26 protein-coding genes, 2 tRNA genes and 1 riboswitch are annotated in these 26,341 nt (G+C 74.6%); of the genes, 5 read left to right on the top strand and 23 right to left on the bottom strand.

Annotated elements, in window-relative coordinates:
• Position 1: 1 nt before the first annotated feature.
• From MHY85_RS03820 to leuC, 6 genes are all read right to left on the bottom strand, one after another.
• The gene (locus MHY85_RS03820; protein ID WP_239193308.1) at positions 2-838 is read right to left on the bottom strand and encodes a carbohydrate ABC transporter permease; all 837 of its coding nucleotides are present in this window, start codon (positions 836-838) and stop codon (positions 2-4) included.
• Positions 835-1,812, bottom strand: a complete 978-nt coding sequence (locus MHY85_RS03815; protein ID WP_239193306.1) for a carbohydrate ABC transporter permease — start codon at positions 1,810-1,812, stop codon at positions 835-837. Before MHY85_RS03815 ends, MHY85_RS03820 begins: the two co-directional genes overlap by 4 nt.
• Complete coding sequence (locus MHY85_RS03810; protein ID WP_239193347.1) at positions 1,809-3,152, bottom strand: extracellular solute-binding protein; 1,344 nt, start codon at positions 3,150-3,152, stop codon at positions 1,809-1,811. Before MHY85_RS03810 ends, MHY85_RS03815 begins: the two co-directional genes overlap by 4 nt.
• Positions 3,153-3,358: 206 nt before the next feature.
• Positions 3,359-4,675, bottom strand: a complete 1,317-nt coding sequence (murA, locus tag MHY85_RS03805) for a UDP-N-acetylglucosamine 1-carboxyvinyltransferase (RefSeq protein WP_158374507.1) — start codon at positions 4,673-4,675, stop codon at positions 3,359-3,361.
• Between the two features lie 142 nt (positions 4,676-4,817).
• Positions 4,818-5,483 (bottom strand): 3-isopropylmalate dehydratase small subunit, encoded by a 666-nt coding sequence (leuD, locus tag MHY85_RS03800; RefSeq protein WP_158374509.1) that lies wholly within the window; start codon positions 5,481-5,483, stop codon positions 4,818-4,820.
• A 45-nt stretch (positions 5,484-5,528) separates the two neighbouring features.
• Positions 5,529-6,980: a 3-isopropylmalate dehydratase large subunit gene (gene leuC / locus MHY85_RS03795; protein WP_239193304.1), complete on the bottom strand. Its 1,452-nt coding sequence runs from the start codon at positions 6,978-6,980 to the stop codon at positions 5,529-5,531.
• Between the two features lie 96 nt (positions 6,981-7,076).
• On the opposite strand from leuC, the gene MHY85_RS03790 reads away from it, so the two are divergent.
• Positions 7,077-7,796 (top strand): IclR family transcriptional regulator, encoded by a 720-nt coding sequence (locus MHY85_RS03790; RefSeq protein WP_154728344.1) that lies wholly within the window; start codon positions 7,077-7,079, stop codon positions 7,794-7,796.
• A 330-nt stretch (positions 7,797-8,126) separates the two neighbouring features.
• On the opposite strand, the gene MHY85_RS03785 is transcribed toward MHY85_RS03790, so the two are convergent.
• From MHY85_RS03785 to MHY85_RS03760, 6 genes are all read right to left on the bottom strand, one after another.
• Positions 8,127-8,199 (bottom strand) — tRNA-Glu (locus tag MHY85_RS03785).
• A gap of 102 nt (positions 8,200-8,301) precedes the next feature.
• Positions 8,302-8,373, bottom strand: a tRNA-Gln gene (locus MHY85_RS03780).
• 185 nt (positions 8,374-8,558) lie between these two features.
• Positions 8,559-9,302 (bottom strand): HAD family hydrolase, encoded by a 744-nt coding sequence (locus MHY85_RS03775; protein WP_239193299.1) that lies wholly within the window; start codon positions 9,300-9,302, stop codon positions 8,559-8,561.
• Positions 9,299-10,804 carry a glutamate--tRNA ligase gene (gltX, locus tag MHY85_RS03770; RefSeq protein WP_239193297.1) on the bottom strand — a complete coding sequence of 502 codons (1,506 nt, stop codon included), beginning with the start codon at positions 10,802-10,804 and terminating at the stop codon, positions 9,299-9,301. The genes MHY85_RS03775 and gltX overlap by 4 nt, the downstream gene beginning before the upstream one ends.
• Before the next feature lie 51 nt (positions 10,805-10,855).
• A complete protein-coding gene (locus MHY85_RS03765) occupies positions 10,856-11,638 on the bottom strand; it encodes a fumarylacetoacetate hydrolase family protein (protein WP_239193295.1) in 783 nt (260 codons plus the stop codon).
• A gap of 14 nt (positions 11,639-11,652) precedes the next feature.
• Positions 11,653-12,474, bottom strand: coding sequence for a methyltransferase domain-containing protein (locus MHY85_RS03760; RefSeq protein ID WP_239193293.1), 822 nt, complete (start codon positions 12,472-12,474; stop codon positions 11,653-11,655).
• A 135-nt stretch (positions 12,475-12,609) separates the two neighbouring features.
• On the opposite strand from MHY85_RS03760, the gene MHY85_RS03755 reads away from it, so the two are divergent.
• Positions 12,610-13,665, top strand: a complete 1,056-nt coding sequence (locus MHY85_RS03755) for a heparan-alpha-glucosaminide N-acetyltransferase domain-containing protein (protein ID WP_239193291.1) — start codon at positions 12,610-12,612, stop codon at positions 13,663-13,665.
• Positions 13,666-13,684: 19 nt separating this feature from the next.
• Here MHY85_RS03755 and MHY85_RS03750 read toward each other — a convergent pair whose 3' ends face one another.
• The 5 genes from MHY85_RS03750 to MHY85_RS21740 form a co-directional block, all read right to left on the bottom strand.
• Positions 13,685-14,347, bottom strand: a complete 663-nt coding sequence (locus tag MHY85_RS03750; protein WP_239193289.1) for a pyridoxal 5'-phosphate synthase — start codon at positions 14,345-14,347, stop codon at positions 13,685-13,687.
• Between the two features lie 82 nt (positions 14,348-14,429).
• Positions 14,430-14,894: a PTS glucose transporter subunit IIA gene (locus tag MHY85_RS03745; RefSeq protein WP_166938756.1), complete on the bottom strand. Its 465-nt coding sequence runs from the start codon at positions 14,892-14,894 to the stop codon at positions 14,430-14,432.
• Entirely contained in the window at positions 14,894-15,124 is a 231-nt protein-coding gene (locus tag MHY85_RS03740) for a PTS transporter subunit EIIB (RefSeq protein ID WP_147796028.1), read from the bottom strand. Before MHY85_RS03740 ends, MHY85_RS03745 begins: the two co-directional genes overlap by 1 nt.
• Before the next feature lie 82 nt (positions 15,125-15,206).
• Positions 15,207-15,452, bottom strand: coding sequence for a glucose PTS transporter subunit EIIB (locus tag MHY85_RS03735; RefSeq protein ID WP_154728352.1), 246 nt, complete (start codon positions 15,450-15,452; stop codon positions 15,207-15,209).
• Positions 15,449-16,276, bottom strand: a complete 828-nt coding sequence (locus tag MHY85_RS21740; RefSeq protein ID WP_239193287.1) for a GntR family transcriptional regulator — start codon at positions 16,274-16,276, stop codon at positions 15,449-15,451. The genes MHY85_RS03735 and MHY85_RS21740 overlap by 4 nt, the downstream gene beginning before the upstream one ends.
• A gap of 250 nt (positions 16,277-16,526) precedes the next feature.
• Here MHY85_RS21740 and MHY85_RS03725 point away from each other — a divergent pair, with 250 nt between their 5' ends.
• The gene (locus MHY85_RS03725) at positions 16,527-17,873 is read left to right on the top strand and encodes a PTS transporter subunit EIIC (protein ID WP_239193285.1); all 1,347 of its coding nucleotides are present in this window, start codon (positions 16,527-16,529) and stop codon (positions 17,871-17,873) included.
• Positions 17,874-17,957: 84 nt separating this feature from the next.
• Here the strand turns inward: MHY85_RS03725 and MHY85_RS03720 are convergent, their stop codons facing one another.
• A complete protein-coding gene (locus MHY85_RS03720; protein WP_239193283.1) occupies positions 17,958-18,227 on the bottom strand; it encodes an HPr family phosphocarrier protein in 270 nt (89 codons plus the stop codon).
• A gap of 94 nt (positions 18,228-18,321) precedes the next feature.
• Complete coding sequence (rnhA, locus tag MHY85_RS03715) at positions 18,322-18,786, bottom strand: ribonuclease HI (RefSeq protein ID WP_239193281.1); 465 nt, start codon at positions 18,784-18,786, stop codon at positions 18,322-18,324.
• On the opposite strand from rnhA, the gene MHY85_RS03710 reads away from it, so the two are divergent.
• Both MHY85_RS03710 and MHY85_RS03705 read left to right on the top strand, forming a co-directional pair.
• Complete coding sequence (locus MHY85_RS03710; RefSeq protein WP_374232796.1) at positions 18,785-21,424, top strand: DEAD/DEAH box helicase; 2,640 nt, start codon at positions 18,785-18,787, stop codon at positions 21,422-21,424. The two genes, rnhA and MHY85_RS03710, sit on opposite strands and share 2 nt — an antisense overlap.
• A gap of 115 nt (positions 21,425-21,539) precedes the next feature.
• Positions 21,540-22,187, top strand: a complete 648-nt coding sequence (locus MHY85_RS03705; protein ID WP_239193277.1) for a VIT1/CCC1 transporter family protein — start codon at positions 21,540-21,542, stop codon at positions 22,185-22,187.
• 106 nt (positions 22,188-22,293) lie between these two features.
• Here MHY85_RS03705 and MHY85_RS03700 read toward each other — a convergent pair whose 3' ends face one another.
• Genes MHY85_RS03700 through MHY85_RS03685 form a run of 4 tightly spaced genes read right to left on the bottom strand, consistent with a single transcriptional unit; the run spans position 22,294 to position 26,149 of the window.
• On the bottom strand, positions 22,294-23,034 hold the full coding sequence (locus MHY85_RS03700) for an energy-coupling factor transporter transmembrane protein EcfT (RefSeq protein WP_239193275.1): 741 nt from the start codon (positions 23,032-23,034) through the stop codon (positions 22,294-22,296).
• Positions 23,031-24,872 carry an ABC transporter ATP-binding protein gene (locus tag MHY85_RS03695; protein ID WP_239193273.1) on the bottom strand — a complete coding sequence of 614 codons (1,842 nt, stop codon included), beginning with the start codon at positions 24,870-24,872 and terminating at the stop codon, positions 23,031-23,033. Before MHY85_RS03695 ends, MHY85_RS03700 begins: the two co-directional genes overlap by 4 nt.
• The gene (locus MHY85_RS03690) at positions 24,865-25,494 is read right to left on the bottom strand and encodes an ECF transporter S component (protein WP_239193271.1); all 630 of its coding nucleotides are present in this window, start codon (positions 25,492-25,494) and stop codon (positions 24,865-24,867) included. Before MHY85_RS03690 ends, MHY85_RS03695 begins: the two co-directional genes overlap by 8 nt.
• A complete protein-coding gene (locus tag MHY85_RS03685; RefSeq protein ID WP_239193269.1) occupies positions 25,487-26,149 on the bottom strand; it encodes a Ykof family thiamine-binding protein in 663 nt (220 codons plus the stop codon). The genes MHY85_RS03690 and MHY85_RS03685 overlap by 8 nt, the downstream gene beginning before the upstream one ends.
• Before the next feature lie 56 nt (positions 26,150-26,205).
• Positions 26,206-26,314: riboswitch (TPP riboswitch) on the bottom strand.
• Positions 26,315-26,341 lie beyond the last annotated feature (27 nt).

Raw genomic sequence — 26,341 nt, 5'->3', positions numbered from 1 at the left:
CTCACCCCTTCAGCCCGCTGCGCGCGACGCCCTCGATGATGAACCGCTGCGTCAGCACGAACAGCACGATGACCGGCACCGAGGCCACCACCGCCCCGGCCATGATCGACGGGAAGTCGGTCACGTAGGCGCCCTGCAGCAGCTTCAGCCCGGCGGGCAGGGTGAGCCGCTCGGGACTGAACAGCACGTACACCGGCCAGATGTAGTCGTTCCAGTTGCCGAGGAACGCGAGCACGGCGAGCGTCGCGAGCGCGGGCCGGGTGTTCGGCAGCACGACCCGGGTGAACACCCGCCACTGGTTCGCCCCGTCGAGCGCGGCCGCCTCCTCCAGCTCGACGGGCAGCCCGACGAAGAACTGCCGGAGGAAGAACACCCCGAACGCCCCCGCGGCGCCGGGGACCACCAGGGCCCAGATCGAGTCGATCCAGCCGAGCTGGTCGATCGTCAGGTAGTTCGGCATGAGGAACACGAACGCCGGCAGGAACAGCGTCGAGACGATCACGCCGAAGATCAGCCCGCGCCCGCGGAACCGCATCCGCGCCAGGGCGAACGCCGCCGTGGAGGCCACCACGAGCACGAGGAGGGTGTGCAGCGTGCCGGCCAGCAGGGAGTTGAGGAACCAGCGCAGCACCGGGTACGGCCCGTCGAGGCTGAGCAGCCGGTCGTACGCCGACAGGTCGATCTCCTGCGGCCACAGCGTGGGCGGCGAGGCGGTCGCCTCCCCGTACGACTTCACCGAGGTCAGGCCCATCCACAGCAGCGGCCCGACGAAGGTCACCACCAGGACGAGCACCAGCGCCCCGGTCGCGGCGGCGCCGAGGCCGCGGCGGGCCCTCACGACGCCCTCCGCACCCGGCGGGGCCGGCGGCGGCCGTCCCGCTCCCGCAGGGCGACGAAGCTGACGATCGACACGACGCCGAGCCCGATCGACAGCAGGTAGCCCATCGCGGCGGCCGAGCCCATCTTGTACTGCCCGAGACCGGTGTCCAGGATCACCATGAGCGCCGTCCGGGTCGACGTCCCGGGGCCGCCGCTGGTCATGAGGTCCGCCTGCCCGAACATGTTGGCCGACGCGAGCACGGTCATGGTGAGCACGAAGGCCAGCACCGGCCGCAGGCCGGGCAGGGTCACGTGCCGGAACCGCTGCCGGGCGGACGCGCCGTCCACCTCGGCGGCGTCGTACAGCTCGGCGGGCACGTCCTGCAGCCCCGCCAGGTAGATGATCATGTTGAACCCGAGGGTCCACCAGATCGTCACCCCGACCAGCGACACCCAGGCCCACGGCTGCGCCGTCAGCCACGGGACCGGGTCGCCGGCGCCGAGCGCGTGCAGCACCCGGTCGAGCCGGGTGAGCTGCAGCAGGTGGTTGAGCACGCCGAGGTTCGGGTCGAGGACGAACCGGAACAGCACGCCCACCACCGCCACGCCGAGGACGTACGGCAGGAACACGACCGCCCGCAGCAGGGTCCGCCCCGGGAACCGCCGGTTCAGGGCCATCGCGAGCAGCAGCGGCACGGTCAGCAGGAGCGGCACCGACGCGACCACGAACGTCCCGGTCGCCGCCATGCCGTCCCAGAACCGCTGGAACACCACGCTGGTCGAGTCGAACAGGGCGGCGTAGTTGTCCAGGCCCACGAACGGCCGGCTCGGCATGAGGTAGTCCCAGTCGTGCAGGGACATCCACACCCCGCGGACGGCGGGGAACGCGACGAAGGTGCCGAAGATCAGCAGGAACGGCGCGAGGAACGCGTACGGCGTCCACCACGCGCCGCGCCGGAGCGGCCGGCGCGGCGCGGCGACCGCCGCGCTCACGCGGCGCCGTAGCGGTCGCGGTTCTCGGCGAGCACCTGGTCGGCGCGCGCCGCGGCGTCGGCGAGCGCCTCGCGGGGCTCCTTCACCAGCAGCACCGCCTCGTTCAGCGCGGTGTACAGCTCGCCGATCGCGTCGCCGATGCCGGGGATCGACGGCGGGAACCGCAGGTCGTCGGCCTGCTCCGCGATCGCCGCCTGCGGGGCCAGCGCGGTGAACTCCGCCGACTCGCGCGCCGACCGGCGGGCGGGGACCTGCCCGCCCACGGCCCAGGCCGCGGACTGCTGGGACACCCAGTTCACGAACGTCCGGGCGGCCTCGAGCTGGTCGTCGGTGGTGCCGCGCTGCTTGGTCAGGACGAAGTTGTGCGACCCGGCCCACGCCGCGTCGACCGACCCGATCCGCGGCAGCCGGCGGACGCCCCACTCCAGGCCGCTGATCTCGTCCAGGGTGTTCACCGACCAGATGCCGTTCCAGTTGAACGCGGCCTGCCCGTTCTGCAGGGCGATGATGTCGGCGTCCTGGCCCACGTCGCGCGCGCTCCAGCCCCGGTGCACCGCGTCGACCATCCAGGACAGCGCCTCGACGCCCTCGTCCTGCGCCCAGGCGGCGGTGGCGCCGTCCGCGTCGAGCAGGTCGCCCCCGAACTGCCAGATCAGCGACTGCAGGGTCTGCCCGCCGGTGAACGTGTGCGGGCTCATCCAGTGCCCGGCGACCCCGCTGTCCAGCAGCGCGTCGAGGGCCGCCTCGTAGGACGCGCGGTCCATCGGCGGGTCGGCCGGGTCGAGCCCGGCGTCGGCCATGACCGCGGTGTTGAAGAAGAAGCCCAGCGGGTGCACGTCCAGCGGGATGCCGTACCGCGACCCGGCGAAGATCCCCGCGTCCCACACGGGTCGGATGAAGTCGTCGGCGGTGAGGTCCAGGTCGTCGGCCAGGTCGTCCAGCGGCAGCAGCAGGCCCCGGGCGGCCGACGTCGGCAGCGAGTCGAGGTGCTGGATCGCGATGTGCGGGCCCTGGCCCGAGGTGAGGGCGGCGGGCAGCTTGGCGTGGAAGTCGGCCCACTCCATCGTGGTCATCTTCACGGCGACGCCCTCGTGCTCGGCGTTGAACCGGTCGACCAGGTCCTGCATGACGGGGCCGTCGCCCCCGGTGAAGCCGTTCCAGAACGACAGCTCGACCGCGCCGGACCCCCCGGAGCCGCCGCTCGCGCCGGACGTGGACGGGCTCGCGCCGGAGCAGGCGGCGACGGCCGTGCCGAGGCCGAGGGCGCCGAGTCCGGCGAGGAACCCGCGGCGGGTCGGGCCGGGGCGTCCCGGCAGCGGGCGTGCGGGGGTACGGGGCATCTGGCTCACGGGTGGCTCCTTCGCCATCGGTGCCAGGTGGGCGGCGGCTGAGATCGCCACCCGGCCGTTTACAACGGATAACCGCGGGACCTGTCTAGCGAAGCCGTTCCTCCGTTGTAAACCCCCACTTCGCGGGCCTGGGGACGACGACGCCCGCCCGGCCGCAGGGGCCGGGCGGGCGTCGTGGGCCGCGTGCGCGGCGGTCCTCAGTCGCGGTCGAACTTCGCGCCGAGCGCCTCCAGCTTCGCGGTGAAGTTCTCGTAGCCCCGGTCGATCAGGCTGATCCCCCGCACGGCGGACGTGCCCTGCGCGGTCAGCGCCGCGATCAGGTGGCTGAACCCGCCGCGCAGGTCCGGGACCTCGATGTCCGCCGCGGTCAGCGGGGTCGGGCCGGAGATCACCGCCGAGTGCGAGAAGTTCCGCTGGCCGAACCGGCACGGCCGCCCGCCGAGGCACTCCTGGTAGACCTGGATCGTCGCGCCCATGCCGCGCAGCGCGTCGGTGAAGCCGAACCGGTTCTCGTAGACCGTCTCGTGCACGATCGACAGGCCCTTGGCCTGGGTCAGCGCGACCACGAGCGGCTGCTGCCAGTCGGTCATGAACCCGGGGTGGACGTCGGTCTCCAGCACGATCGACTTCAGGTCGCCGCCCGGGTGGTAGAACCGGATGCCCTCGTCGTCGATGGCGAACTCGCCGCCCACCTTGCGGAAGGTGTTGAGGAACGCGGTCATCTCCGGCTGGGTGGCCCCGCGGACGTACACGTCGCCGCCGGTGGCCAGCGCGGCGGACGCCCAGGAGGCCGCCTCGATGCGGTCGGACAGGGCGGTGTGCCGGAAGCCCACCAGCCGGTCGACGCCCTCGATCCGGATGACCCGGTCGGTGTCGACGGAGATGATCGCGCCCATCTTCTGCAGGACGTTGATCAGGTCCATGATCTCGGGCTCGATCGCCGCGTTGGTGAGCTCGGTGACGCCCTCGGCCCGCACGGCGGTGAGCAGCAGCTGCTCGGTCGCCCCGACGCTCGGGTACGGCAGGGTGATCTTGGTCCCGCGCAGCCGGCGGGGCGCGCGGATGTGGATGCCGTTCTCGCGCTTGTCCACCACCGCGCCGAACTGCCGCAGGATGTCCAGGTGGTAGTTGATCGGCCGGTCGCCGATCCGGCAGCCGCCCAGGTCGGGGATGAACGCCTCGCCCAGCCGGTGCAGCAGCGGGCCGCAGAACAGGATCGGGATGCGGCTGGACCCGGCGTGCGCGTCGATGTCGGCCACGTGCGCGGACTCGACGTCGGTCGGGTCGAGGCGCAGGACGCCGCCCTCCGCGTCGGCCGACACCCGCACGCCGTGCAGCTCGAGCAGGCCGGTGACGACGCCGACGTCGCGGATCTGCGGCACGTTGCGCAGCTCGCTGGGGGTCTCGCCCAGCAGGGACGCCACCATCGCCTTCGAGACGAAGTTCTTGGCACCCCGGACGGTGATCTCGCCCGTCAGGGGCGTCCCGCCGTGGACGTAGAGCAGATCGGTCATCCCCCCATGGTGGCGCACGCGCCGGGCGGGTCACGCACGCGCGCCGTGCGGGCCGCACAGCGCGCGCCAAACCTCCACAAACGGGACGCCCGGGCCGCGCAGGACGCTGCGCGGCCCGGGCGCGGTCCCGGTGGTCGACGGCTCAGAGGCCGGGGCGGCGCCCCAGGCTCAGCTCGACCGGGCGGGCGGCCTTGATCTCCACGGGCGGCAGGTGCTTGGCCGGCAGGGTCTTCGGGCGCCAGGCGTCGCGGGTGGCCTCGAACGCGGTGATCTCGTCCTCGTGCTGCAGGGTCAGGCCGATGTCGTCCAGGCCCTCCATGAGGCGCCAGCGGGTGTAGTCGTCGATCTGGAACGGCACCACGACGTCGTCGCAGGTGACGGTCTTCGTCCCGAGGTCGACGGTCACCTCGGTGCCGGGCGCGGTCTCGAGGACCTTCCAGATGAGCTCGACGTCCTCCTGCGCCAGCTGGGCCGCGACCAGGCCCTGCTTGCCGGAGTTGCCGCGGAAGATGTCGGCGAACCGCGAGGCCAGGACGACCTTGAAGCCGTAGTCCTTGAGCGCCCACACGGCGTGCTCGCGGGACGAGCCGGTGCCGAAGTCCGGGCCGGCCACGAGGACCGAGCCGGTGCGGTAGGCGTCCTGGTTGAGGACGAACGACGGGTCGTTCCGCCACGCCGCGAACAGCGCGTCCTCGAAGCCCGTGCGGGTCACGCGCTTGAGGTAGACGGCCGGGATGATCTGGTCGGTGTCGACGTTGCTGCGGCGCAGCGGGACGCCGACGCCGGTGTGCTGGGTGAACTTCTCCATGAGGGCTCTCGTTCCTGGTGTCGAGGGGGTCGGGGCGACGGCGGCTCAGGCCGGCTGGAGGTCCAGCGGCGAGCCGTCCGGGACGGCGACGTCCGGGCCCAGGTCGGAGACGGAGGACAGGGTGCCCCGGATGGCCGTGGCGGCGGCGACCAGCGGGGAGACCAGGTGCGTGCGTCCGCCCTTGCCCTGCCGGCCCTCGAAGTTGCGGTTCGACGTCGACGCCGAGCGCTCCCCCGGCGCGAGCTGGTCCGGGTTCATGCCCAGGCACATCGAGCAGCCGGCGTTGCGCCACTCGGCCCCGAAGTCGAGGAAGATCTTGTCCAGACCCTCAGCCTCGGCCTGCAGCCGCACGCGGGCGGACGACGGCACGACGAGGACGCGCAGGGTGTCGGCCTTCTTCTGGCCCTGCATCAGCTTGGCGGCGGCCCGCAGGTCCTCGATCCGGCCGTTGGTGCAGGAGCCGATGAACACCGTGTCGACGGCGATCTCGCGCAGCGGCTGGCCGGGCGTCAGGCCCATGTACTCGATCGCGCGCTCGGCGGCGACCCGCTCGTTGGCGTCGGCGATCTCCTCGGGCACCGGCACGGTGCCCGACAGCGGCAGGCCCTGGCCGGGGTTGGTGCCCCAGGTGACGAACGGCTCGAGGTCCGCGGCCTCCAGGACCACCTCGGCGTCGAACGTCGCGTCGTCGTCGCTGCGCAGCGTCTCCCAGTACGCGACCGCGGCGTCCCAGTCGGCGCCCTCGGGAGCGTGCGGGCGGCCCTTCAGGTAGTCGAAGGTCGTCTGGTCGGGGGCGATCATGCCGGCGCGCGCGCCCGCCTCGATCGACATGTTGCAGATGGTCATGCGGCCCTCCATCGACAGGGACCGGATGGCCTCGCCGCGGTACTCCAGGACGTAGCCCTGGCCGCCGCCGGTGCCGATCCGCGCGATGACGGCCAGGATGATGTCCTTCGCCGTGGCGCCGATGGGCAGGGTGCCGTTGACCGTGATCGCCATCGTCTTGAACGGCGCGAGCGGCAGGGTCTGCGTGGCCAGCACGTGCTCGACCTCGGACGTGCCGATGCCGAACGCCAGCGCGCCGAACGCGCCGTGGGTGGACGTGTGCGAGTCGCCGCAGACGACCGTCAGGCCCGGCATCGTCAGGCCGAGCTGCGGGCCGACCTGGTGCACGATGCCCTGGTCCGCGTCGCCGAGGGAGTGCAGCCGGACGCCGAACTCCTTCGCGTTGTTCCGCAGGGTGTCGATCTGCGTGCGCGACGTCGCGTCGGCGATCGGCAGGTCGATGTCGAGCGTCGGGGTGTTGTGGTCCTCGGTCGCGAGCGTGAGGTCGGGGCGGCGGACCTTCCGGCCGGCGAGCCGCAGGCCCTCGAACGCCTGCGGGCTGGTGACCTCGTGGACGAGGTGCAGGTCGATGTAGAGCAGGTCGGGCGCGCCGTCGGCGCCGCGCCGCACGATGTGGTTCTCCCACACCTTCTCCGCCAGTGTGCCGGCCATGTTCGGGCGTCCTCTCGTCCTTCGGTCGGTGGGGGCCGACCAGGTCCTTCTCGGTGCCGACTTGCGTCTCAGTGTGCGAGACGGCAATATCGACCTATGGACAACTCTAGCGGAGTCGGCGTGCTGGACAAGGCCGCCTCGGTCCTCAACGCCCTCGAGGCCGGACCCGCCACCCTCGCGCAGCTGGTCAACGCCACCCATCTTGCCCGCCCGACGGCCCACCGCCTGGCCGTCGCGCTCGAGCACCACCGCCTGGTGGGGCGCGACATGCAGGGCCGGTTCGTCCTGGGTCCGCGCCTGACGGAGCTGGCGAGCGCCGCGGGCGAGGACCGGCTGCTCGCCGCCGCCGGCCCCGTGCTCGCGGCGCTGCGCGACCACACGGGCGAGAGCGCCCAGCTCTACCGCCGCCAGGGCGACCAGCGCATCTGCGTGGCCGCCGCCGAGCGGCCGATCGGCCTGCGCGACTCGATCCCCGTGGGCGCGACGCTCACGATGGCGGCCGGGTCGGCGGCGCAGATCCTGCTCGCGTGGGAGGAGCCCGACCGGCTGCACCGCGGCCTGCAGGGCGCCAAGTTCACCGCGACGATCCTGTCCGGCGTCCGCCGCCGCGGCTGGGCGCAGTCCGTGTCCGAGCGCGAGGTCGGCGTGGCCTCGGTCTCGGCGCCGGTGCGCGGGCAGTCGGGGCGGGTCGTCGCGGCCGTGTCGATCTCGGGTCCCGTGGAGCGGCTGTCGCGCCAGCCGGGGCGGCTGCACGCCGCCGCGGTCGTGTCGGCGGCGAACCGCCTGACGGAGGTCCTCCGCCGCACGGCGGAGTGACCCCGACCCGCCGACCCGCTGCGCGAGGCCGCCGCCCTCCCGGGGGTGGCGGCCTCGCCGCATCCAGGCCGTCCCGCAGGACCGAGGTCGCCTCCCGGGCCGAGGCGGTCGGAGCGACCGCGCGCAGCCGAGGTCGGCAGTTGCGCCCGAGGTCGGCAGTTGCGCCCGAGGTCGGCGGTTGCGCCACCCCTCGGGCGGCCGGAAGCGCCGACCTCGCGCGCCGCGCACCCGCGCCGCGCACCCGCGCCGCGCCGCGCCGCGCGCCCAGCCCACGCCTCCCCCGGGCAGCAGAAAGGCCGGCCGCCTGCTGGCGACCGGCCTTTCCTGATGTACCCCCAAGGGGATTCGAACCCCTGTTACCGCCGTGAGAGGGCGGCGTCCTAGGCCACTAGACGATGGGGGCCTAGTCGATCTCACCGCCGGGGCGGCTTGACCGGGTCTTACTGTACTGCATCCTGCTCGGCCTCTTCAAATCGGCCTTTGCGGGCCGTTCTGCGAAACCTTGCTGGGGTACCAGGACTCGAACCTAGACTAAGTGAACCAGAATCACTCGTGCTGCCAATTACACCATACCCCAATGGCACTTCCGGACATTCTTCCGAGTCTCGCGGCCAGCGCCGACCGGCGCGCGGGGCGCCTGAGGGAGCGGGTTGGAGGACCGGTGTCGTGGACGCCGTGCCGACCGGAAACACTACCGGAGGAACGGGCGTGCTCCAAACCGGCCGCTCGCGACCCGCGTCACACGGGTCGCGAGCGGCGCGGTCAGAGCCCGAGCACCCCGGGCAGCTCGTCCAGCGACGCGATCACGACGTCGGTCGGCAGCGCCTCGGTGGCGTTCGCGTGCTTCGCCCCGAGGTGCGGCCGCGCGAGCCAGACGCCGCGCAGCCCGGCCGCCACCGCGGCGCGCGCGTCGACGTCGAGCTCGTCCCCGACGTACGCCGTCCGCCCCGGCTCGGTGCCCAGCCGGCGGCAGGCCTCCGCGAACACCCGCGGGTCGGGCTTGCCGAAGCCGAGCGTGTCGACGCCCACCAGCAGCGGCACGTCCTCGGCGAGGCCGGCGCGCGTCAGCTTGCGCACCTGGTACTCGGTCGCCGCGTTGGTCAGCGCGCCGACCTTGATCCCCGCGTCGAGCAGCCGGCGCACCACGCCGGCGGCGTCGTCGTGCGCGGCCCACGAGCCGGTGAACCGGTCCTCGAACAGGGCGTTCCACCGGTCGTAGGCGTCGTCGTCCAGCACCGGGCCGCCGAAGGCCGCGTGCAGGTCGTTGGCCCGCCCCATCCGCTGCTCGCGGTACGACACCTCACCGCGGGTGTACCGGCGGTACCGGCCGTGCGCGTCCGCCCGCCAGTGGTCGAGCACCTCGGTGTCGCGCGCGGGGTCCAGCCCCGGCAGCCACTCCCGGGACACGGCCGCCAGCGCCCGCGCGAACGCGCCGTGCGTGTCGACGAGCGTGTCGTCGACGTCGAACAGCACCCCGTCGACGGCGCGCTCCCCCGCGGCCGTCACAGCGCCGCGCGCAGCGCCGCGATCCGGGCCAGGGTCGACTCCCGGCCCAGGATCTCCAGCGACTCGAACAGCGGCGGGGAGACTCGACGCCCGGACACGGCCACGCGCAGCGGCGTGAACGCGAACCGCGGCTTGATGCCGAGCCCGTCCACGAGCGCGGCCTGCAGCGCCTCCTGGACGGCCTCGGTGGTGAACCCGTCCGCTGGCAGCGCCGCCAGCGCCTCGGTGGCCGCGTCGAGCACCTGGGCGGCGGTGTCCTTGAGCGCGCCGCGCGCGTCCTCCTCCACCACGAGCGCGTCGTCGGCCGTGAACAGGAACCCGAGCATCCCGACCGCCTCGCCGAGGAGGGTGACGCGGGTCTGGATCAGCGGCGCCCCGGCGTCGAGCAGCGCGCGGTGCTCGGGCGACAGGTCGGCGTAGGAGTCGGCGGGCACGAGGCCGGCGCGGTGCAGGTAGGGCACCAGGCGGTCGCGGAAGTCGTCGGCGCCGAGCAGCCGGATGTGCTCGGCGTTGATCGCCTCGGCCTTCTTCAGGTCGAACCGCGCCGGGTTCGGGTTGACGTCGGCGACGTCGAACGCCTCCACCAGCTCGGCGACCGAGAAGATGTCCCGGTCCGGGCCGATCGACCAGCCGAGCAGCGCCAGGTAGTTCAGCAGGCCCTCGGGGGTGAAGCCGCGCTCCCGGTGCAGGAACAGGTTCGACTCGGGGTCGCGCTTGGAGAGCTTCTTGTTGCCCTCGCCCATGACGTACGGCAGGTGGCCGAACTGGGGCATGACGGTGGCGACGCCGAGCTCGAGCAGCGCGCGGTACAGCACGACCTGGCGCGGGGTGGAGGACAGCAGGTCCTCGCCGCGCAGCACGTGCGTGATGCCCATGAGGGCGTCGTCGATCGGGTTGACCAGCGTGTACAGCGGGTGGCCGTTGCCGCGCACGATCACGTAGTCGGGCACGGAGCCCGCCTTGAACGTGACGTCGCCGCGCACCAGGTCGGTGAAGGTGACGTCCTCGTCCGGCATGCGCAGCCGCAGCACGGGCTCGCGGCCCTCGGCGCGGTAGGCGGCCTTCTGCTCGTCGGTGAGGTCGCGGTCGTAGCCGTCGTACCCCAGCTTGGGGTCGCGGCCGGCGGCGCGGTGCCGGGCCTCGACCTCCTCGGGCGTGGTGAACGACTCGTAGGCGTAGCCGCCGTCGACCAGCCGGCGCGCGACGTCGGCGTACAGGTCCATCCGCTGCGACTGCCGGTACGGCTCGTGCGGGCCGCCGACCTCGACGCCCTCGTCCCAGTCCAGGCCGAGCCAGCGCAGCGCGTCGAGCAGCTGCTGGTACGACTCCTCGGAGTCGCGCGCCGGGTCGGTGTCCTCGATCCGGAACACGAACGTGCCGCCGACGTGCCGCGCGTACGCCCAGTTGAACAGGGCGGTGCGGATCAGGCCGACGTGCGGGGTACCGGTCGGGGACGGGCAGAAGCGGACGCGCACGGGCGTCGCGGGGGCAGCAGCACTCACGCGCTCCACCCTAGCGAGCGCGGCGGGGGCGGCCCGCCGCGCCCCGGGGCGTCAGCTCCGGCGCAGCACCGGGTTGCGCAACGTGCCGATCTCCTCGACCTCGACCTCGACGACGTCCCGCTCCTGCAGCAGGCCGACACCGGCCGGGGTGCCGGTGAGGATGATGTCGCCGGGCAGCAGCGTGAACACCTCGGAGATGTACGAGATCAGGTACGCGACGTCGAACACCATCTGCGACGTCCGGCCGTCCTGCTTGGCCTCGCCGTTGACCCGGGACCGCACGGCCAGGTCCTCGACGTCCAGCCCCGGCACGACCCACGGGCCGATCGGGCAGGACGAGTCGAAGCCCTTGGCGCGGGTCCACTGGGCGTCGGCCCGCTGGATGTCGCGGGCGGTGACGTCGTTGGCGACGGTGTAGCCGAACACCTTGCTCAGGGCGTGCTCGGGGGCGACGTCCTTGGTGACCTTGCCGATGACGACGGCGAGCTCGGCCTCGTAGGAGACCTCCTCGGTCCAGTCGGGCAGCACGATCGGGTCGTCCGGGCCGACGACGGCGGTGTTGGGCTTGAGGAACAGCAGCGGCGACGCCGGGACCTCGTTGCCCATCTCGGCCGCGTGGTCGACGTAGTTCCGGCCGACCCCGATGACCTTGGACCGCGGGATCACGGGGGCGAGCAGCCGGACGCCGTCGCCGAGCGGGATGCGCTCGCCGGTGGGCTGCACCGGGGTGTAGATCGGGTCGCCGCTGATGACGACGAGCTGCTCCTGACCCGGCTCCCCCTCGACGAGGGCGTAGCGGGGGTCGTCTCCGGTGGTGAACCTGGCGATGCGCACGGCCCCACCCTAGGTCAGACGCGCGCCAGCACCTCGCCGTGCAGCACGGCGAACCAGCCGTCCGGGTGGGTGCTCCACTCGCGCCAGCCGGCGGCGAGCTGCTCCAGCCCGACCTCGTCGGCCAGCCCGTGCTCGACGGCCTGCCGGGCGAAGTCGGACGCGACGCACCGCTCGGCCCACAGGTCGGCCCACCAGGTGCGGTCCTCGTCCGAGGCGTAGCTCCACACCCCGGCCGTGGCGACGAGCGCGTCGGGGTCGAACCCGGCCGCGAGCGCCCAGGAGTGCAGCCGGCGGCCCGCGTCGGCCTCGGCACCGTTGGCCTGGGTGACCTCGTGGTAGAGCGCGGACCACTCGTCCAGGACGGGCGACGCGGGGAACCAGGTCATGCCGGCGTAGTCGGCGTCCCGCACGGCGACGACGCCGCCGGGCCGGGCGACGCGGCGCAGCTCGCGCAGGGCGGCGACCGGGTCGGTCAGGTGCTGCAGCACCTGGTGGGCGTGCACGACGTCGAAGGAGTCGTCCGGGAACGGCAGCGCGTAGGCGTCGCCGACCTGGAAGGTGACGTTGGCCGCGCCGGCGCGCTCCGCCTCCTCGCGGGCGAGGTCGAGCACCCGCTCCGAGCGGTCGAGGCCCACGACGGCGCCGGGCGCGACCCGGGACGCGAGGTCGACGGTCACCGTGCCGGGGCCGCAACCCACGTCCAGCAGGGACTGCCCGGGCTGCAGGGCCGGCAGCAGGTAGGCCGCCGAGTTCTCCGCGGTGCGCCACCGGTGGGAGCGCAGCACGCTGTCGTGGTGGCCGTGGGTGTAGACGTCGGCCTGGTGCGTGTCGGTCACCCGCTGACGGTAGCCCGGTCACCGGACCGCGTTCCAGTGGGCGGTACGTGGCGTCCCGATGCGCGAGACGATGCGGCGGAGGTCACGCCGCGGCGGCCGCCCGCGCCCCGCCGGCGGCCCGGCTAGCGTGGCGCCATGCAGCGGATCACCGGGGTGGACGTCGCCCGCGGCCTGGCGGTGCTGGGCATGCTCACCGCGCACGTCGGCCCCGGCGGGCCCGACGACCCGTTGCCGTGGTCGCTCGCGCAGGTGGCCGACGGCCGGTCCGCCGCGCTGTTCGTCCTGCTGTCCGGGATCTCGGTGGCGCTGATCTCCGGCGGGTCGTCCCCCGTGGTGGGCGTCCGCCGGGTCCAGGCCCGCGCGAAGATCCTGGTCCGGGCGTTCGCGGTGCTCGGCATCGGCGTGGCGGTGATCCTGCTGGGCACGCCGATCGCGGTGATCCTGCCGACGTACGCCGTGCTGTTCGCCTGCGCGACGCCTCTGCTCGGCGCGTCGCCGCGGCGGCTGCTCGGCGGCGCGGTCGCCGTGGCGGCGTTCGGGCCGGTGCTCCACGTCGGGCTCCAGGAGGCCCTCCTCTCCCTGCCCGGCCGCGCGTTCACGGACCTGCTGGTCGGGGACTTCTACCCGGCGGTCGTGTGGTTCGCGTACGTCCTGGTGGGGCTCGCCGTCGGGCGGATGGACCTGCGGGACCGCGGCGTGCGGCTCCGGCTGCTCGGCGCCGGGGCGGCGCTGGCCGTCGTGGCGCACGCGGCCTCGGCGGTGCTCACCCGGACGCTGGCCGGCGACCCGGCGCTGGTGGCCCTGGTCACCACCGAGCCGCACTCGTCGTCGACCCTGGAGGTGGTCGCGAACACCGGCGTCGGCCTCGCGGTGCTGGCCCTGTGCCTCATCGTGGCCGACGCTGTCCCCGCGCTGGTGTCCCCGGTCGCCGCGACCGGCGCGCTCGCGCTCACCGCCTACACCGGGCAGCTCGTCGTGATCGCCCTGCTCGGGGAGTCGGCGGTCTGGGAGCCGCAGGCCGGGACCTGGGTCGCGTTCCTCGGCGTCACCGTCCTGGCGTGCTGGCTCTGGCACGCCGCGCTGGGCCGCGGGCCGCTGGAGCGGCTGCTGCACACGCTCGCGGCCCGGGCGGCGGACGTGTCGCCGGACGTGCTGCCGCCGCGGGACGCGGTGCCGGCCGCACGGGACTGACCGCCCCGGGCACCGCCCCTCAGGGCCAGTCGAGGTGCCGGTCCCACCGGTCCTCGGCGCGGATGTACCGGACCCGCACGTGCGCGCGGTCCGAGTCGCCCTGCCACAGCTCGACCTCGTCCGGCTCTACCGCCCACAGCTGCCAGGTGGGCAGCACCAGCCCCGGCTCCCGGTCGACCCGCGCGCGGGCCTGCTGCACGGCGGCGTGCAGCTCCCCGGCGGACAGCAGCCGCTCCCCCGGCCGGGACGCGAGGGCTGCGGCGCGGGCGCTGGGCGAGCGGCGCAGGAAGTCCGCCGCGCAGGTCGCGGCGTCCAGCGCGCGGGCGCGCCCGACGACCCGCACCTGCCGGCCCAGCGGCTGCCAGTAGAACGTCAGCGCCGCCCGCGGCTCGGCCGCGAGGTCCTGCGCCTTGCCGGCCCGCGCGTCGCTGGCGAACACCCACGCGCCGTCCGCGACGTCCGCCAGCAGCACCACGCGCGCGTGCGGCGCCCCGTCGGGCGCGACGGTCGACAGGCACAGCGCGTGCGGCTCGGGCACCCCGGCGGCGACGGCGGCCGCGAACCAGTCCTGGAACGCCTCGACCGGGTCGGCCGGCAACGCGTACGGGTCGACCTCGGGCAGGTCGCCGGTGAGCGCGGGCAGCGACCGGAGCAGGTCGCGGGTGCTCGGGCGGGGCAGCATGCCGTTCAGTATCCGGCCGGGACTCGCGCCGCGTCCGGGACGCCGGCCGGGACCTCGGCGGGTCCCGGCCGGCGCCGGCGCCTCAGCCCAGCGCGAGCAGCGGGTCGCCCGCCGCGACGCGGGTGCCCGGCTCCGCGAGCCGGGTGAGCGAGTCCGGCTGCGCCTCGAGCCCGACGACGGGGCAGATCGCCGACCGCCCGCCGGCCTCGACGGCGGCCGGGTCCCACTCGACCAGCAGCTGCCCCTGCTCGACGGCGTCGCCCTCGGCGACGTGCAGCGTGAAGCCCTCGCCGCCGAGCTGGACGGTGTTGATGCCGAGGTGCACCAGCACGCCGCGGCCGCCCTCGGCGAGCAGCACGAACGCGTGCGGGTGCAGCTTGGCGACGGTCCCGGCGACCGGCGCGACGACCGACCGGCCGGCCCCGGACTCCGCGTCCGGCTGCACGGCCAGGCCCGGGCCGACGATCTCCTGGGCGAACACCGGGTCGTCCACGTCCGCGAGCGCGTGCACGACCCCGGCCACCGGGGCGAGGACGGTCAGCGCCATCAGCGCAGGTCCTCGATGTCCGAGGCGAGCGTGTCCGCCTCGGGGCCGACGATGACCTGCACCACGGTGCCGGACTGCATCACCGCGATCGCGCCCGCGGCCTTCAGGACGGACTCGGTGACCTTCGACGGGTCCTCGACCTCGACGCGCAGGCGCGTGATGCACGGCTCCAGGTCGACGATGTTCGCGTCGCCGCCGAGTCCGGCGAGGATCTGCTCTGCCTTGCTCATGGTTCTTCTCCTTCGTGCTTCCCGCCGGTGCGGTGCGGCGGGTCGGTGCTGGCGTGCGGCGGCCCGGCGCGGGCCGCGGCTGTCACATGAGGTCCTCCAGGTCGGAGGCGAGCGTGTCCACGCTCGGGCCGATCACGACCTGGACCACCCGCCCGGACACCATCACGCCGAACGCGCCCGCGGCGCGCAGGGCCGCGGCGTCCACCCGTGACGGCTCCTTCACGAGCGAGCGCAGCCGCGTCGTGCACGGCTCGATCTCGTCGATGTTCCCCACCCCGCCCAGGCCGGCGAGGATCGCCGCGGCCTGGCCGGCGCCCTGCGTGCTCATCCGGTCCTCCCGTCCTCCAGGGCCGCGCCCACGGCCTCCCGCTGCTCGACCCGCTCGTCGTCCCGCTCGCGCAGCCGCGGCACCAGGGCCGGCGCCGGCGCGCTCAGCGGCACCCACACGCTGTACCGGTCGCCGCGGTAGCAGGCGTTCGAGTACATGGCGGGGGCCTGCGCGCTGAACGTCCGGCGGGTCGCGCGCAGCACCGCCCGCGTCCCGCGCAGGTCGAGCAGCGCGGCCTCCTCGTCGGTCGCCTCCGCCGCGGTCAGCGTCTCCTCGCCCCAGGACGGGTCGAGGCCGACGGCGCGCAGGGCGTCGTGCATGCTCGGCGGCGGGCCGGCGGCGAGCAGCCCGGGGACCAGGTCGACCGCCACCCAGTGCTGCTCGATGCTCATGGGCGACCCGTCGGCGTAGCGGACGCGGCGGAGGTGGTGCAGCGGGGCTCCCGGCTCGGTGCCGAGCGCGTCGGCGGCCTCCGCGGAGGCGGGCACGGTCCCCATGCCGAGGACCCGCGTCTCGGGCCGCATCCCCCGGCGGCGCATCTCCTCGCCGAACGTGGTCAGCCGCATCTCGAAGTCCATCCGCCGCGGCGCCACGAACGTGCCGCGGCCCTGCTCGCGCACCAGCACGCCCTCGCCGACGAGCGCGTCGACCGCCTGGCGCACGGTCATCCGGGAGACGCCGAACCGCACGCACAGCGCCCGCTCGGACGGGATCGCGTCGCCGACGTGCAGCTCGCGCTCCACGAGTCCGACCAGGTAGGCGCGGACCGCCTGGTACTTGTGGGCGCCCCGGGCGGGGGCGGCCGGCGACTGCTTCGCGTGCACGCGCTCACCCTCCCACCTCGGTCGCCGTCGTCCGCACCACCGGGTGCCCGTCCGGCGTTCCACGGGCGGTCATGTGGTCCTTGACACATACTCCGGTCTAGACCACTCTGACCGCAACTGGTCCAGACAACTTGCCGACTCGACGGCGACCACGCAAGTTCCGCACCACGCGCACTCCACGCCCACACCTCCCCCCGACCGCGAGCGGCCCGTCCGGGGTCGCCGCGACCCGACCTCACGAGGAGTGACCATGACCGCCACCACGGTCGAGACCCCCAAGCGGGGCATCCCCGGACTCGCGCAGCTCCAGCGCGTGGGCCGATCCCTCATGCTCCCCATCGCCTCGCTGCCCGCCGCCGCCCTGCTGCTGCGGCTCGGCCAGGCCGACATGCTCGGCGCCGACGGCCTCGGGGCCCGCGCCGACTGGCTGCTGCCCGTCGCCGACGTCCTGGCCGCGGCCGGCAACGCCCTGCTCGGCAACCTGCCGCTGCTGTTCGCGCTCGGCGTCGCCATCGGCTACGCCCGCAAGGCCGACGGCTCGACCGGCCTCGCCGCGCTGGTCGGCTACCTGGTGTTCAAGGGCGTCACCGACGCGCTGTCGCCGTACATCCTCGGCGAGCCGGCGGAGGGCGAGACGCAGGAGCTCATCAACTACGGCGTGCTCGGCGGCATCGTCATCGGCCTGACCGCCGCCCTGCTCTACCAGCGGTTCTACCGGATCAAGCTGCCCCCGTACCTGGCGTTCTTCGGCGGCCGCCGGTTCGTGCCGATCGTCACCGCCGGCGCCGCGGTGCTCATCTCCGTCGTCGCGGCGCTCATCTACCCGGCGTTCGACTCCGGCTTCACCGCGGTCGGCGAGTGGGTCACGGGCTCGACGATCATCGGCGGCTTCGTGTTCGGCACGCTCAACCGCCTGCTGCTGCCGTTCGGCCTGCACCACCTGCTGAACTCGCTGCCGTGGTTCCAGTTCGGCTCGTACGAGGCCGACGGCCAGGTCTGGAACGGCGACATCGCCCGCTTCCTGCACGGCGACCCGACCGCCGGCACCTTCATGACCGGGTTCTTCCCGATCATGATGTTCGCGCTGCCGGCCGCCGCCCTGGCGATCGTGCACACCGCCAAGAAGAAGAACCGCAAGGTCATCGCCGGCATCATGGGCTCGGCCGCGCTGGTCGCGTTCGTCACCGGCGTCACCGAGCCGCTCGAGTTCGCGTTCGTGTACGTGGCGTACCCGCTGTACGCCATCCACGCCGTGCTCACCGGCACCTCGCTCGCCCTGGTCAACGCGCTCGACATCCGCAGCGGGTTCGGGTTCTCCGCGGGCGCGATCGACTACCTGCTGAACTTCCGGATCGCCGAGCAGCCGCTGCTGATCATCGTGATCGGCCTGGTCTACGCGGTCATCTACTACTTCCTGTTCCGGTTCATGATCCTGAAGTTCAACTTCAAGACGCCGGGCCGGGAGGACGACCCCGTGGCCGAGGGCGCGGGCGACGAGGTCACCGCGGCCGGCGACACCGCCCGGGCCGAGGCGCCGGCGACGGTCTCCGTCCCGGCCGCGCGGGTCGAGTCCCGGGCGGACGACCCGGGGAAGTAGCCCTCACAGACGAGTGGAAGGTCTGGCCCGACACGCCGTGCGCGTGTCGGGCCAGACCTTCCACTGTCGGGCGCGGGGTGGGGCTCAGGCGATCTCGACCTGGCTCAGGAACGTCTCGAGCGCGTCGAGGCTCGCCTCGGCCTCCGGGCCGTCGGCCTCGGTCGCGAGCACGAGCGTCTCGCCCGCGGCGGCGCCCAGGGTCATGATCCCGAGGATGCTCGCGGCCTGGACCGGGGCGGCGTCGCCCTTGCGGACCGTGACCGGCACCGGCTGCTTGCCGGCCTCCGCGACGAACAGGGCGGCGGGTCGGGCGTGCAGCCCCTCCGCGATGGCGACGACGACGGACCGTTCCATGCCTGACCTCCGGTGCGAGCGGGATCGTGCCCGGCGGTGGGCACGGGCCCGACTCTAACTGGTCTGGACCAGCCGTGGCAGGGTCCGCCGGGCGTCAGCCCGCGCGCACCTCGTCGACGCCCTTGTTCGCCAGCTGGTCCGCCCGCTCGTTCCCGGGGTCGCCGGCGTGCCCCTTGACCCAGTGCCAGGAGATCGCGTGCCGGGCGACCTGCTCGTCCAGCGCCTGCCACAGGTCCTGGTTCTTCACCGGCTTCTTGTCGGCGGTGCGCCAGCCGTTCCGCTTCCAGCCGGCGATCCACTTGGTCACGCCCTGCATCACGTACTGCGAGTCGACGTGCAGGTCGACCCGGCACGGCTGGTTGAGCGCCTTCAGCCCCTCGATGACGGCCGTGAGCTCCATGCGGTTGTTCGTCGTGACGGCCTCGCCGCCGAACAGCTCCCGCTCGTGCCCGTTCGACCGCAGCAGCGCGCCCCAGCCGCCGACGCCGGGGTTGCCCTTGCAGGCGCCGTCCGTCCACATCTCGACGGCGGGCGGGGTCGTGCCGGGGGCGTCGCTCATGGTCGCCCACTGTAGGGCCGCCGAACCGTGGAAGGATCGGCCGGTGCCCCCCACCGACCGCCGGACCCTCGCCGACCGCGTCCCCGCGAACCCCCAGGACCCCGACGCGCTCTACGAGGCGTTCACCGGCTGGGCGGCCGACCAGGGCCTCGCGCTCTACCCGCACCAGGACGAGGCGCTGCTGGAGCTGGTCACCGGCTCGCACGTCATCCTGTCGACGCCGACCGGCTCCGGGAAGTCGCTGGTCGCCACCGCCGCGCACTTCGTGGCGCTCGCGCAGGGCCGGCGCACCTACTACACCGCCCCGCTCAAGGCGCTGGTGAGCGAGAAGTTCTTCGCCCTGGTCGAGGCGTTCGGCTCCGCCAACGTCGGCATGATGACCGGCGACTCGGCGGTGAACCCGGACGCGCCGATCATCTGCTGCACCGCGGAGATCCTGGCCAACCAGGCGCTGCGCCAGGGTCCGGGAGCGGACATCGGCCAGGTCGTGATGGACGAGTTCCACTTCTACGCCGACCCGCAGCGCGGCTGGGCGTGGCAGGTGCCGCTGCTGGAGCTGCCGCGGGCCCAGTTCCTGCTCATGTCGGCGACGCTCGGCGACGTGTCGTTCTTCGTCGACGACCTCGAGCGGCGCACCGACGTCCCCGTGGCCGTCGTCGCGGGCGCCGAGCGGCCGGTGCCCCTGACGTTCTCCTACGAGGTCGAGCCGCTGCACGAGCTGCTGGAGATGCTGGTGCAGACCGGCCGCTCCCCCGTGTACGTCGTGCACTTCACGCAGAAGGAGGCCGTCGAGCGCGCCCAGGCGCTGCTGTCGATGACGCTGGCCTCCCGGGAGCAGCGCGACCGGATCGCCGAGGAGCTGGGCGACTTCCGGTTCGGCCCGGGCTTCGGCAAGACGCTGTCCCGGCTGCTGCGGCACGGCGTCGGGGTGCACCACGCGGGGATGCTGCCGAAGTACCGCCGGGTCGTCGAGCGACTGACCCAGAAGGGCCTGCTCCGGGTCGTCTGCGGCACCGACACCCTGGGCGTGGGCATCAACGTGCCGATCCGCACCGTGCTGCTCACCTCGCTGGTGAAGTACGACGGCACCCGGATGCGGCACCTGTCCGCCCGCGAGTTCCACCAGATCGCCGGGCGCGCCGGCCGGGCCGGGTTCGACACGACGGGCGAGGTGTACGTGCTGGCGCCGGAGCACGTGATCGAGAACCGCAAGGCCCTGCAGAAGGCCGGCGACGACCCGAAAAAGCTCAAGAAGATCGTCCGCAAGCAGGCGCCGCCCGGGATGGTGAACTGGACGGACAAGACGTTCGAGCGGCTGCGGGACGCGGAGCCCGAGCCGCTGACCTCGTCCTTCGCCGTCTCGCACGCGATGGTGCTCAACGTGCTGGCCCGCCCGACGGGCGACCCCGTCGAGACCTTGAAGCACCTGCTGCTCGACAACCACGAGCCCGAGGCGTCGAGGGGCCGGCTGGTCCGGCAGGCGATCGCGATCTACCGCTCGCTGCGCACTGCGGGCGTGGTCGAGCGGGTCGTGGAGGACGGGCCCGGCCCGGTGCGGCTGCGCCGCACGGTGCGGCTGACGCTCGACGTACCCCCGACGTTCGCGCTGAACCAGCCGCTGTCCCCGTTCGCGTACGCCGCGCTCGACCTGCTCGACCTCGACGACCCCGGCTACGCGCACGACGTCGTGTCGGTCATCGAGGCGACGCTGGACGACCCGCGCCAGGTGCTCGCCGCGCAGGAGAACCGCGCGCGCGGCGAGGCCGTCGCGGCGATGAAGGCCGACGGCATCGAGTACGAGGAGCGGATGGCGCTGCTCGAGGAGGTGTCGTACCCGAAGCCGCTCGGCGAGCTGCTCGGCGCGACGTTCTCGATCTACAAGCGGACCAACCCGTGGGTCGCCGACCACGAGCTGTCGCCGAAGTCGGTCGTCCGCGACATGCACGAGCGGGCGGCCACGTTCGCCGAGTACGTGTCGCTCTACCAGCTCGACCGCACCGAGGGCGTGCTGCTGCGCTACCTCGCGGACGCGTTCCGGGCGCTGCGGCAGACCGTGCCGGACGACCTGCGGACCGAGGAGCTGCACGAGATCGTCGAGTGGCTCGGCGACCTGGTGCGCCGCACCGACTCCAGCCTGCTGGACGAGTGGGAGCGGCTCGCGCACCCGGAGGACCTGGACGACGCCACGGTCACCGAGTCGCGGCCGGAGGACGACGCTCCCCCGCCGATCACCGTCAACAAGCGGGTGTTCCGGGCGCTGGTGCGTGGCGCGCTGTTCCGGCGGGTCGACCTGGCGGCGCGCGAGGCGTACCCCGCGCTGGCGGCGCTCGGCGACCAGGACGCCGCGGACCAGCCGTGGACGGCCGACCGGTGGGGCGACGCGCTCGACCCGTTCTACGACGACCACGACGAGATCCTCACCGGCCCGGCGGCCCGCGGGCCGGCGCTGTTCCAGGTCGACGAGCGGCCGGCCGGGCACGGCGAGGCCGGAGCGCGCGGCGACCTGTGGTTCGTGCGGCAGCTGCTCGACGACCCTGCCGGCGACCACGACTGGCGCATCGACGCCCTGGTCGACCTGCCCGCCTCCGACGCCGCCGGGGAGGTCGTCCTGCGGGTGCTCGCGGTGGGGCCGCTCTGACCTGCGGGAACGGCTTGATCGGTTCCAGATAAGGGCAGGCAAACCTGCGTTTCCGCAGGTCAGGGCAGCCTTTCCTGCGATGACAGGACGTCATCTCCGGCCTACCGTGGCTGCCATGAGCGCCCTGTCGACCCACCTCCTGGACCGTGACCGCACCGCCGGACCGGCGCCCCGGCGCACTCCTGAGCCGGGCGCTCCGGGCTCCGTCGACCCCGGCCCCGCCGCGGTCGTCCTGCCCACCGCCGAGCGGCTGAACTGGCTGCGCGCCGGCGTGCTCGGCGCGAACGACGGCATCGTCTCCGTCGCCGCCACCGTGGTGGGCGTCGCGGGCGCGGCGACCGGGCTCGCGACCCTCGCGGTCGCCGGCGTCGCCGCCCTCGTCGCGGGCGCGCTGTCGATGGCGGCCGGCGAGTACGTCTCGGTCAGCAGCCAGCGCGACGCGGAGAAGGTGCTCCGCGCGCACGGCGTCCGGGACGCCGAGGAAGGGCTGACCAACCCGTGGCACGCGGCGCTGGCCTCGCTCGTGGCGTTCGTGGTCGGCGGCGTGGTGCCCCTGCTCGCGATGCTCGGCCCGTGGGGCGGCGAGGCGCGCGTGGTGGCGACGTTCGCGGCGGTCGTGGTCGCGCTGGTCGTGACCGGCACGGTGAGCGCCCGCCTCGGCGGCGCCCCGGCGGGCCGCGCGGTGGTCCGCAACGTCGTGGGCGGCAGCGTGGCGATGGCGATCACCTACGGCGTCGGCTCCCTGGTCGGCCTGGCGGTCTGACCCGCCGGGCTCTCCGCACCCGAGGTCGACACTTCCGCCCCAGGTCGACGGTTCCGCCGGGGCGTCCGTGGCCGGAACCTGCGACCTCGGCGGCGGGCGGGTGCCGTCAGAGGCGGGCGGCCGCCAGCACGACGAGCGCGAGGACGCCGAGCACGCCGGCCGCGAGCGCGGCGTCGGCGGCGCCCAGCGGGACCGGGCGCCAGACCGTGCGCGGGCCGGAGGACAGCCCGCGCGACTCCAGCGCCAGCGCGACCCGCTCGGACGCGCGGATCGACGCGACCAGCAGCGCGAACGCCGACCGGGCGAGGCCGCGCCACCCCTCGTGCGGGCGGCCGTCCCGGCCGAGCGGGGCGCGGACCTGCTGCGCCGCCCGGATCGTCGCCCACTGCCGCGGCAGGCCTGCGAGCATCCGGTGGCCCGCCAGCAGCGCGTACGCGTACCGCGGGCTCAGCCGCGCGTGCCGGACGAGGCTCACCATCAGGTCCCGCGGCGGCGTGCTCGCGAGGAACGCGACGGTCGCGACCCCGATCACGCACCCGCGCAGGGCGAGCGCCGCGCCGACCACCAGACCCTCGTGCGTCACCCGGAACGGCCCGCCGGCGACGAGGACGGCGCCCGGCCGGCTCATCGCGTTGACCAGCAGCACCCCGACGCCGAACGTCCAGAACGGCACCTGGGCGAGCAGCAGCCGCCGCCCGCCCACCCCGGCGCCCCACCGGGCCGCCGCGAGCCCGAGCAGGTACAGCGCCGCGAGCGCGGCCGGGTCCAGCAGGGCGAGGGTCGCGAGCGACACCGCGACGACCAGCAGCAGCTTGACGGTCGGGTTCCGGGCACCGAGCGCCGTCACCGGACCGGCACCCCCGCCGGGTCGGGCGCGCCGGCCGGGTCGGGCGCGCCGGCCGGGTCGGGCGCGCCGGCCGGGTCGCGCGCGCCGGCCGGGTCGGGCGCGCCGGCAGCGAGCAGGGCGCAGGCGTCCAGCGCGGCGAGCGCGTCGCGCAGCCGGCCCGCGTCGCCGACCACCGCCGCGAGCCGTCGCAGGAGCCGCGACGGCCGCAGCCGCGCGGCGGCGAGGAGGCGCGGCTCCCGCAGCAGCCCGAGCGGGTCCACGTCCGCGACCAGCCCGCCGTCGGCGACGACCAGCACCCGGTCCGCGACCGACGCCACCGCCCGCAGGTCGTGGCAGGTGAGCAGCACGGCGCGCCCGGCGCGGGCCTCGCCCGCGAGCGCCCGCAGCACGGTCGCGGTGCCGTGCCGGTCGAGCCCGAACGTCGGTTCGTCCGCCAGCAGGACCGGGCGGTCGTGGACCAGCATCGCGGCCAGGCTCAGCCGGCGCTGCTCGCCGCCGGACAGGCGGTGCGGGTCCCGGTCGGCGAGCGCGGCGAGGCCGAACCGGGCGAGCGCGGCGGCCACCCGGTCGTCCGTGGCGGGGCCGGGCGGCAGCCCGACGGCGACCTCCGCCGCCACCGTGCGCCCCGCGAGCTGGTGCTCGGGGTTCTGCACGACCAGCCCGGGGCGCGCGCCCTCGACGACGCCCGCGAGCGGGGGCAGCACGCCCGCGAGGGTGGCGACGAGCGTGGACTTGCCCGAGCCGTTGGCCCCGACGACCGCCACGACCTCGCCGGCCCGCAGGCGGAGGTCGACGTGGCGGAGCACGGGTTCCGCGGCGGGCCGGCGGCGGGCCGACCGGCCGACGGGCCGTCGGCCGACCGCCAGCCCCCGGGCGGCGAGCAGCACCTCCCCCCGTCCGGCCGCCGGGTCGCGCGACGGCGGCGCCCCCGCAGCCAGGGCCGGCAGGAGGTCGAACGTCCCCGGCTCCCCCGCGGCTCCCCCGAAGGCCACCGCGAGCTCGACGTCCTCGGGCAACCAGCAACCGCGGGCGAGCAGCTCGGGCCCCGCGTCCCGCGCCACCTCCGCCGCGGGACCGTCGTGGGTGACCCGGCCGTCGGCGGACAGCACCACCCACCGGCCGGGCAGCCCGGCGACGCCCGCGTCCCCGGCGAGCGCGTCCAGCCGGTGCTCGACCAGCACGCACGCCGCGCCGGTCGACGCCCGCGCCGCGGTCAACGCATCCCGCACCGCCGCGACGCCGTCGGCGTCCAGCATCGACGTCGGCTCGTCGAGCAGCAGGAGCCGGGGGCGGGTCACCACCGCGGCCGCGAGCGCGACCCGCTGCAGCTCCCCGCCGGAGAGTGCGTCCGTGCGCCGGCCCGCCAGGTGCCCGGCTCCCGCCGCACCGAGCGCCGCCGCCACCGCCGGCCCGATCGCCGCGGGCGGAGTGCCGAGGTTCTCCAAGGGGAAGGCGACCTCGTCCTCCACGTCCGCCAGGCAGACCCCGGTCTCGGGGTCCTGGGCGAGCACCCCGACCACGTCCGCGAGCGCCGCGACGCCGTGCTCGGCGACGGAGCGGCCCACGACCGCGACCCGCCCCGAGACCCGCGCGGGCACCGCGTGCGGGACGGCGCCGTGCAGGCACCGCAGCAGCGTCGACTTGCCCGCGCCGGACGGCCCCAGCACGAGCACCTGCTCCCCCGGCGCGAGCCGCAGGTCGACGGGGCCGACGCCCGACCCGCCGTCGAGCACCGCCTCGAGCCCGGCGACGTCGAGCACGGCCGCCGGGCCGGCACCGCGTCCGGCACCGCGACCGGGCGCGGCGCCCGCGCTCCGACCGGCCGCCGGCTCAGGCACGCCGCGCCACGGGCTCGCGCCCGGCGGCCGCCGCGCGCCCGATCGCGAAGCCGTCCAGCACCCCGGTGCGGCGCAGGGCGTCGACGACCACCTTCGCCAGCAGCCCGCCGAGGACGACGCCGGACGTGGCCTGGAGCACGAGCCGCAGGACGAGCACGTCCTGCCCGTACCAGCCGAACCGGAACGCCGACCACCCGAACACCAGCGTCGCGCCGAGCAGCCCCGAGACCGCGAACCGGGCCCAGCCGAACCGCCGGTACCGCCCGAGCGCGAACGGGATCTCGCTGCCGAGGCCCTGGAGCAGCGCCGCGACGACCAGCAGCGGCCCCACCGGCGACCCGAGGAACACCACCTCGACCACCGAGGCCAGCACCTCCGCGAGCACGCCGACGCCGGGGCGGCGGATGATCGCGATCGCGATCGGCGCCACGAGCAGCCAGCCACCGAGCAGCACGTGCTGCGCGAGGTCGCCCGCGGGACCCATGAGCACCGCGAGGCCGTTCCACGCCTGGACCAGCGCCCAGTACAGGAACCCGAACACCACCCCGAGGACGACCATGAGCACGATGTCCTTCAGCGCGAGCGGCTCGCGCCGGCGCGCTCCGGCGACGCCCTCAGCCACGGGACCGGGTCGGGCTGTTGAGCGAGAAGCTGACGTGGCTGGTCACGTGCTGGACGCCGCGGCCGACCCGCGCCCACGCGCCGACCACGGTCTCCACAAGCGCGCCCACGTCGCCCTCGAGCCGCGTGACGAAGTGCTCGGAGCCCCGGAACGTCCCGTTCCCCCGCGCCAGGTCGATCGCCGCCTCGATGTCGCGCATGTGGTCGGGCTCCACCCCGGCCCGGACGTCGTCGGCCAGCGGGTAGAGCGCCCACTCCGCCACGCCCTGCCGGCCGGTGCGCCGGCCCGGCGGCAGCGTCACCCCACGCGGCCCCGCGCCACCCGGGAGCTCGCACCGCACCTCGCCGGGGCAGCCGCGCGACAGGTGCAGCGTGACCGCCGCGTGCTCCCCGGTGGCGGCCACGGCGTCCACCAGGTCCGTGAGGTACCGGAGCAGGTCCGCCTCGTCGCCGCCGACGTAGGTGCTCACGTCGCCGGTCTGCACGACCAGGCCGTCCGCGGCCACCGAGCCGAGGACGCCGAGGATCGTCTCGGCGTACCGGTCGGACATCACCGCGACGGTGACGCGGGCCCCGACCCCGAACCGGAGCGGGTCGGCGACGAGGTCGGCGGCGGGCTCCGGGCCGGGGCGGGTCGACGGCGGTGTCGGGATCATGCGTCCTCCTGTGCTGGTTCGCCTCAGCACGGGAGGACGGCGGACGGGTGCCCGGCATCCTGCGAGATGTCGCTCCCTGCGCTGGCATGATCCAGATCAGGTTCTACGGTCGGAGTTCGAGTACTCCCTCTCAGCCCGGCTCACCGGACTCCCGTGCTCACCAGCACGCTAGCAGCACCGCGCCGCGGGGTC

Source organism: Cellulomonas sp. ACRRI (assembly GCF_022346185.1).
In the GTDB taxonomy this organism is placed as follows: domain Bacteria; phylum Actinomycetota; class Actinomycetes; order Actinomycetales; family Cellulomonadaceae; genus Cellulomonas.
This window is presented reverse-complemented; position numbering and strand designations above follow the sequence as displayed.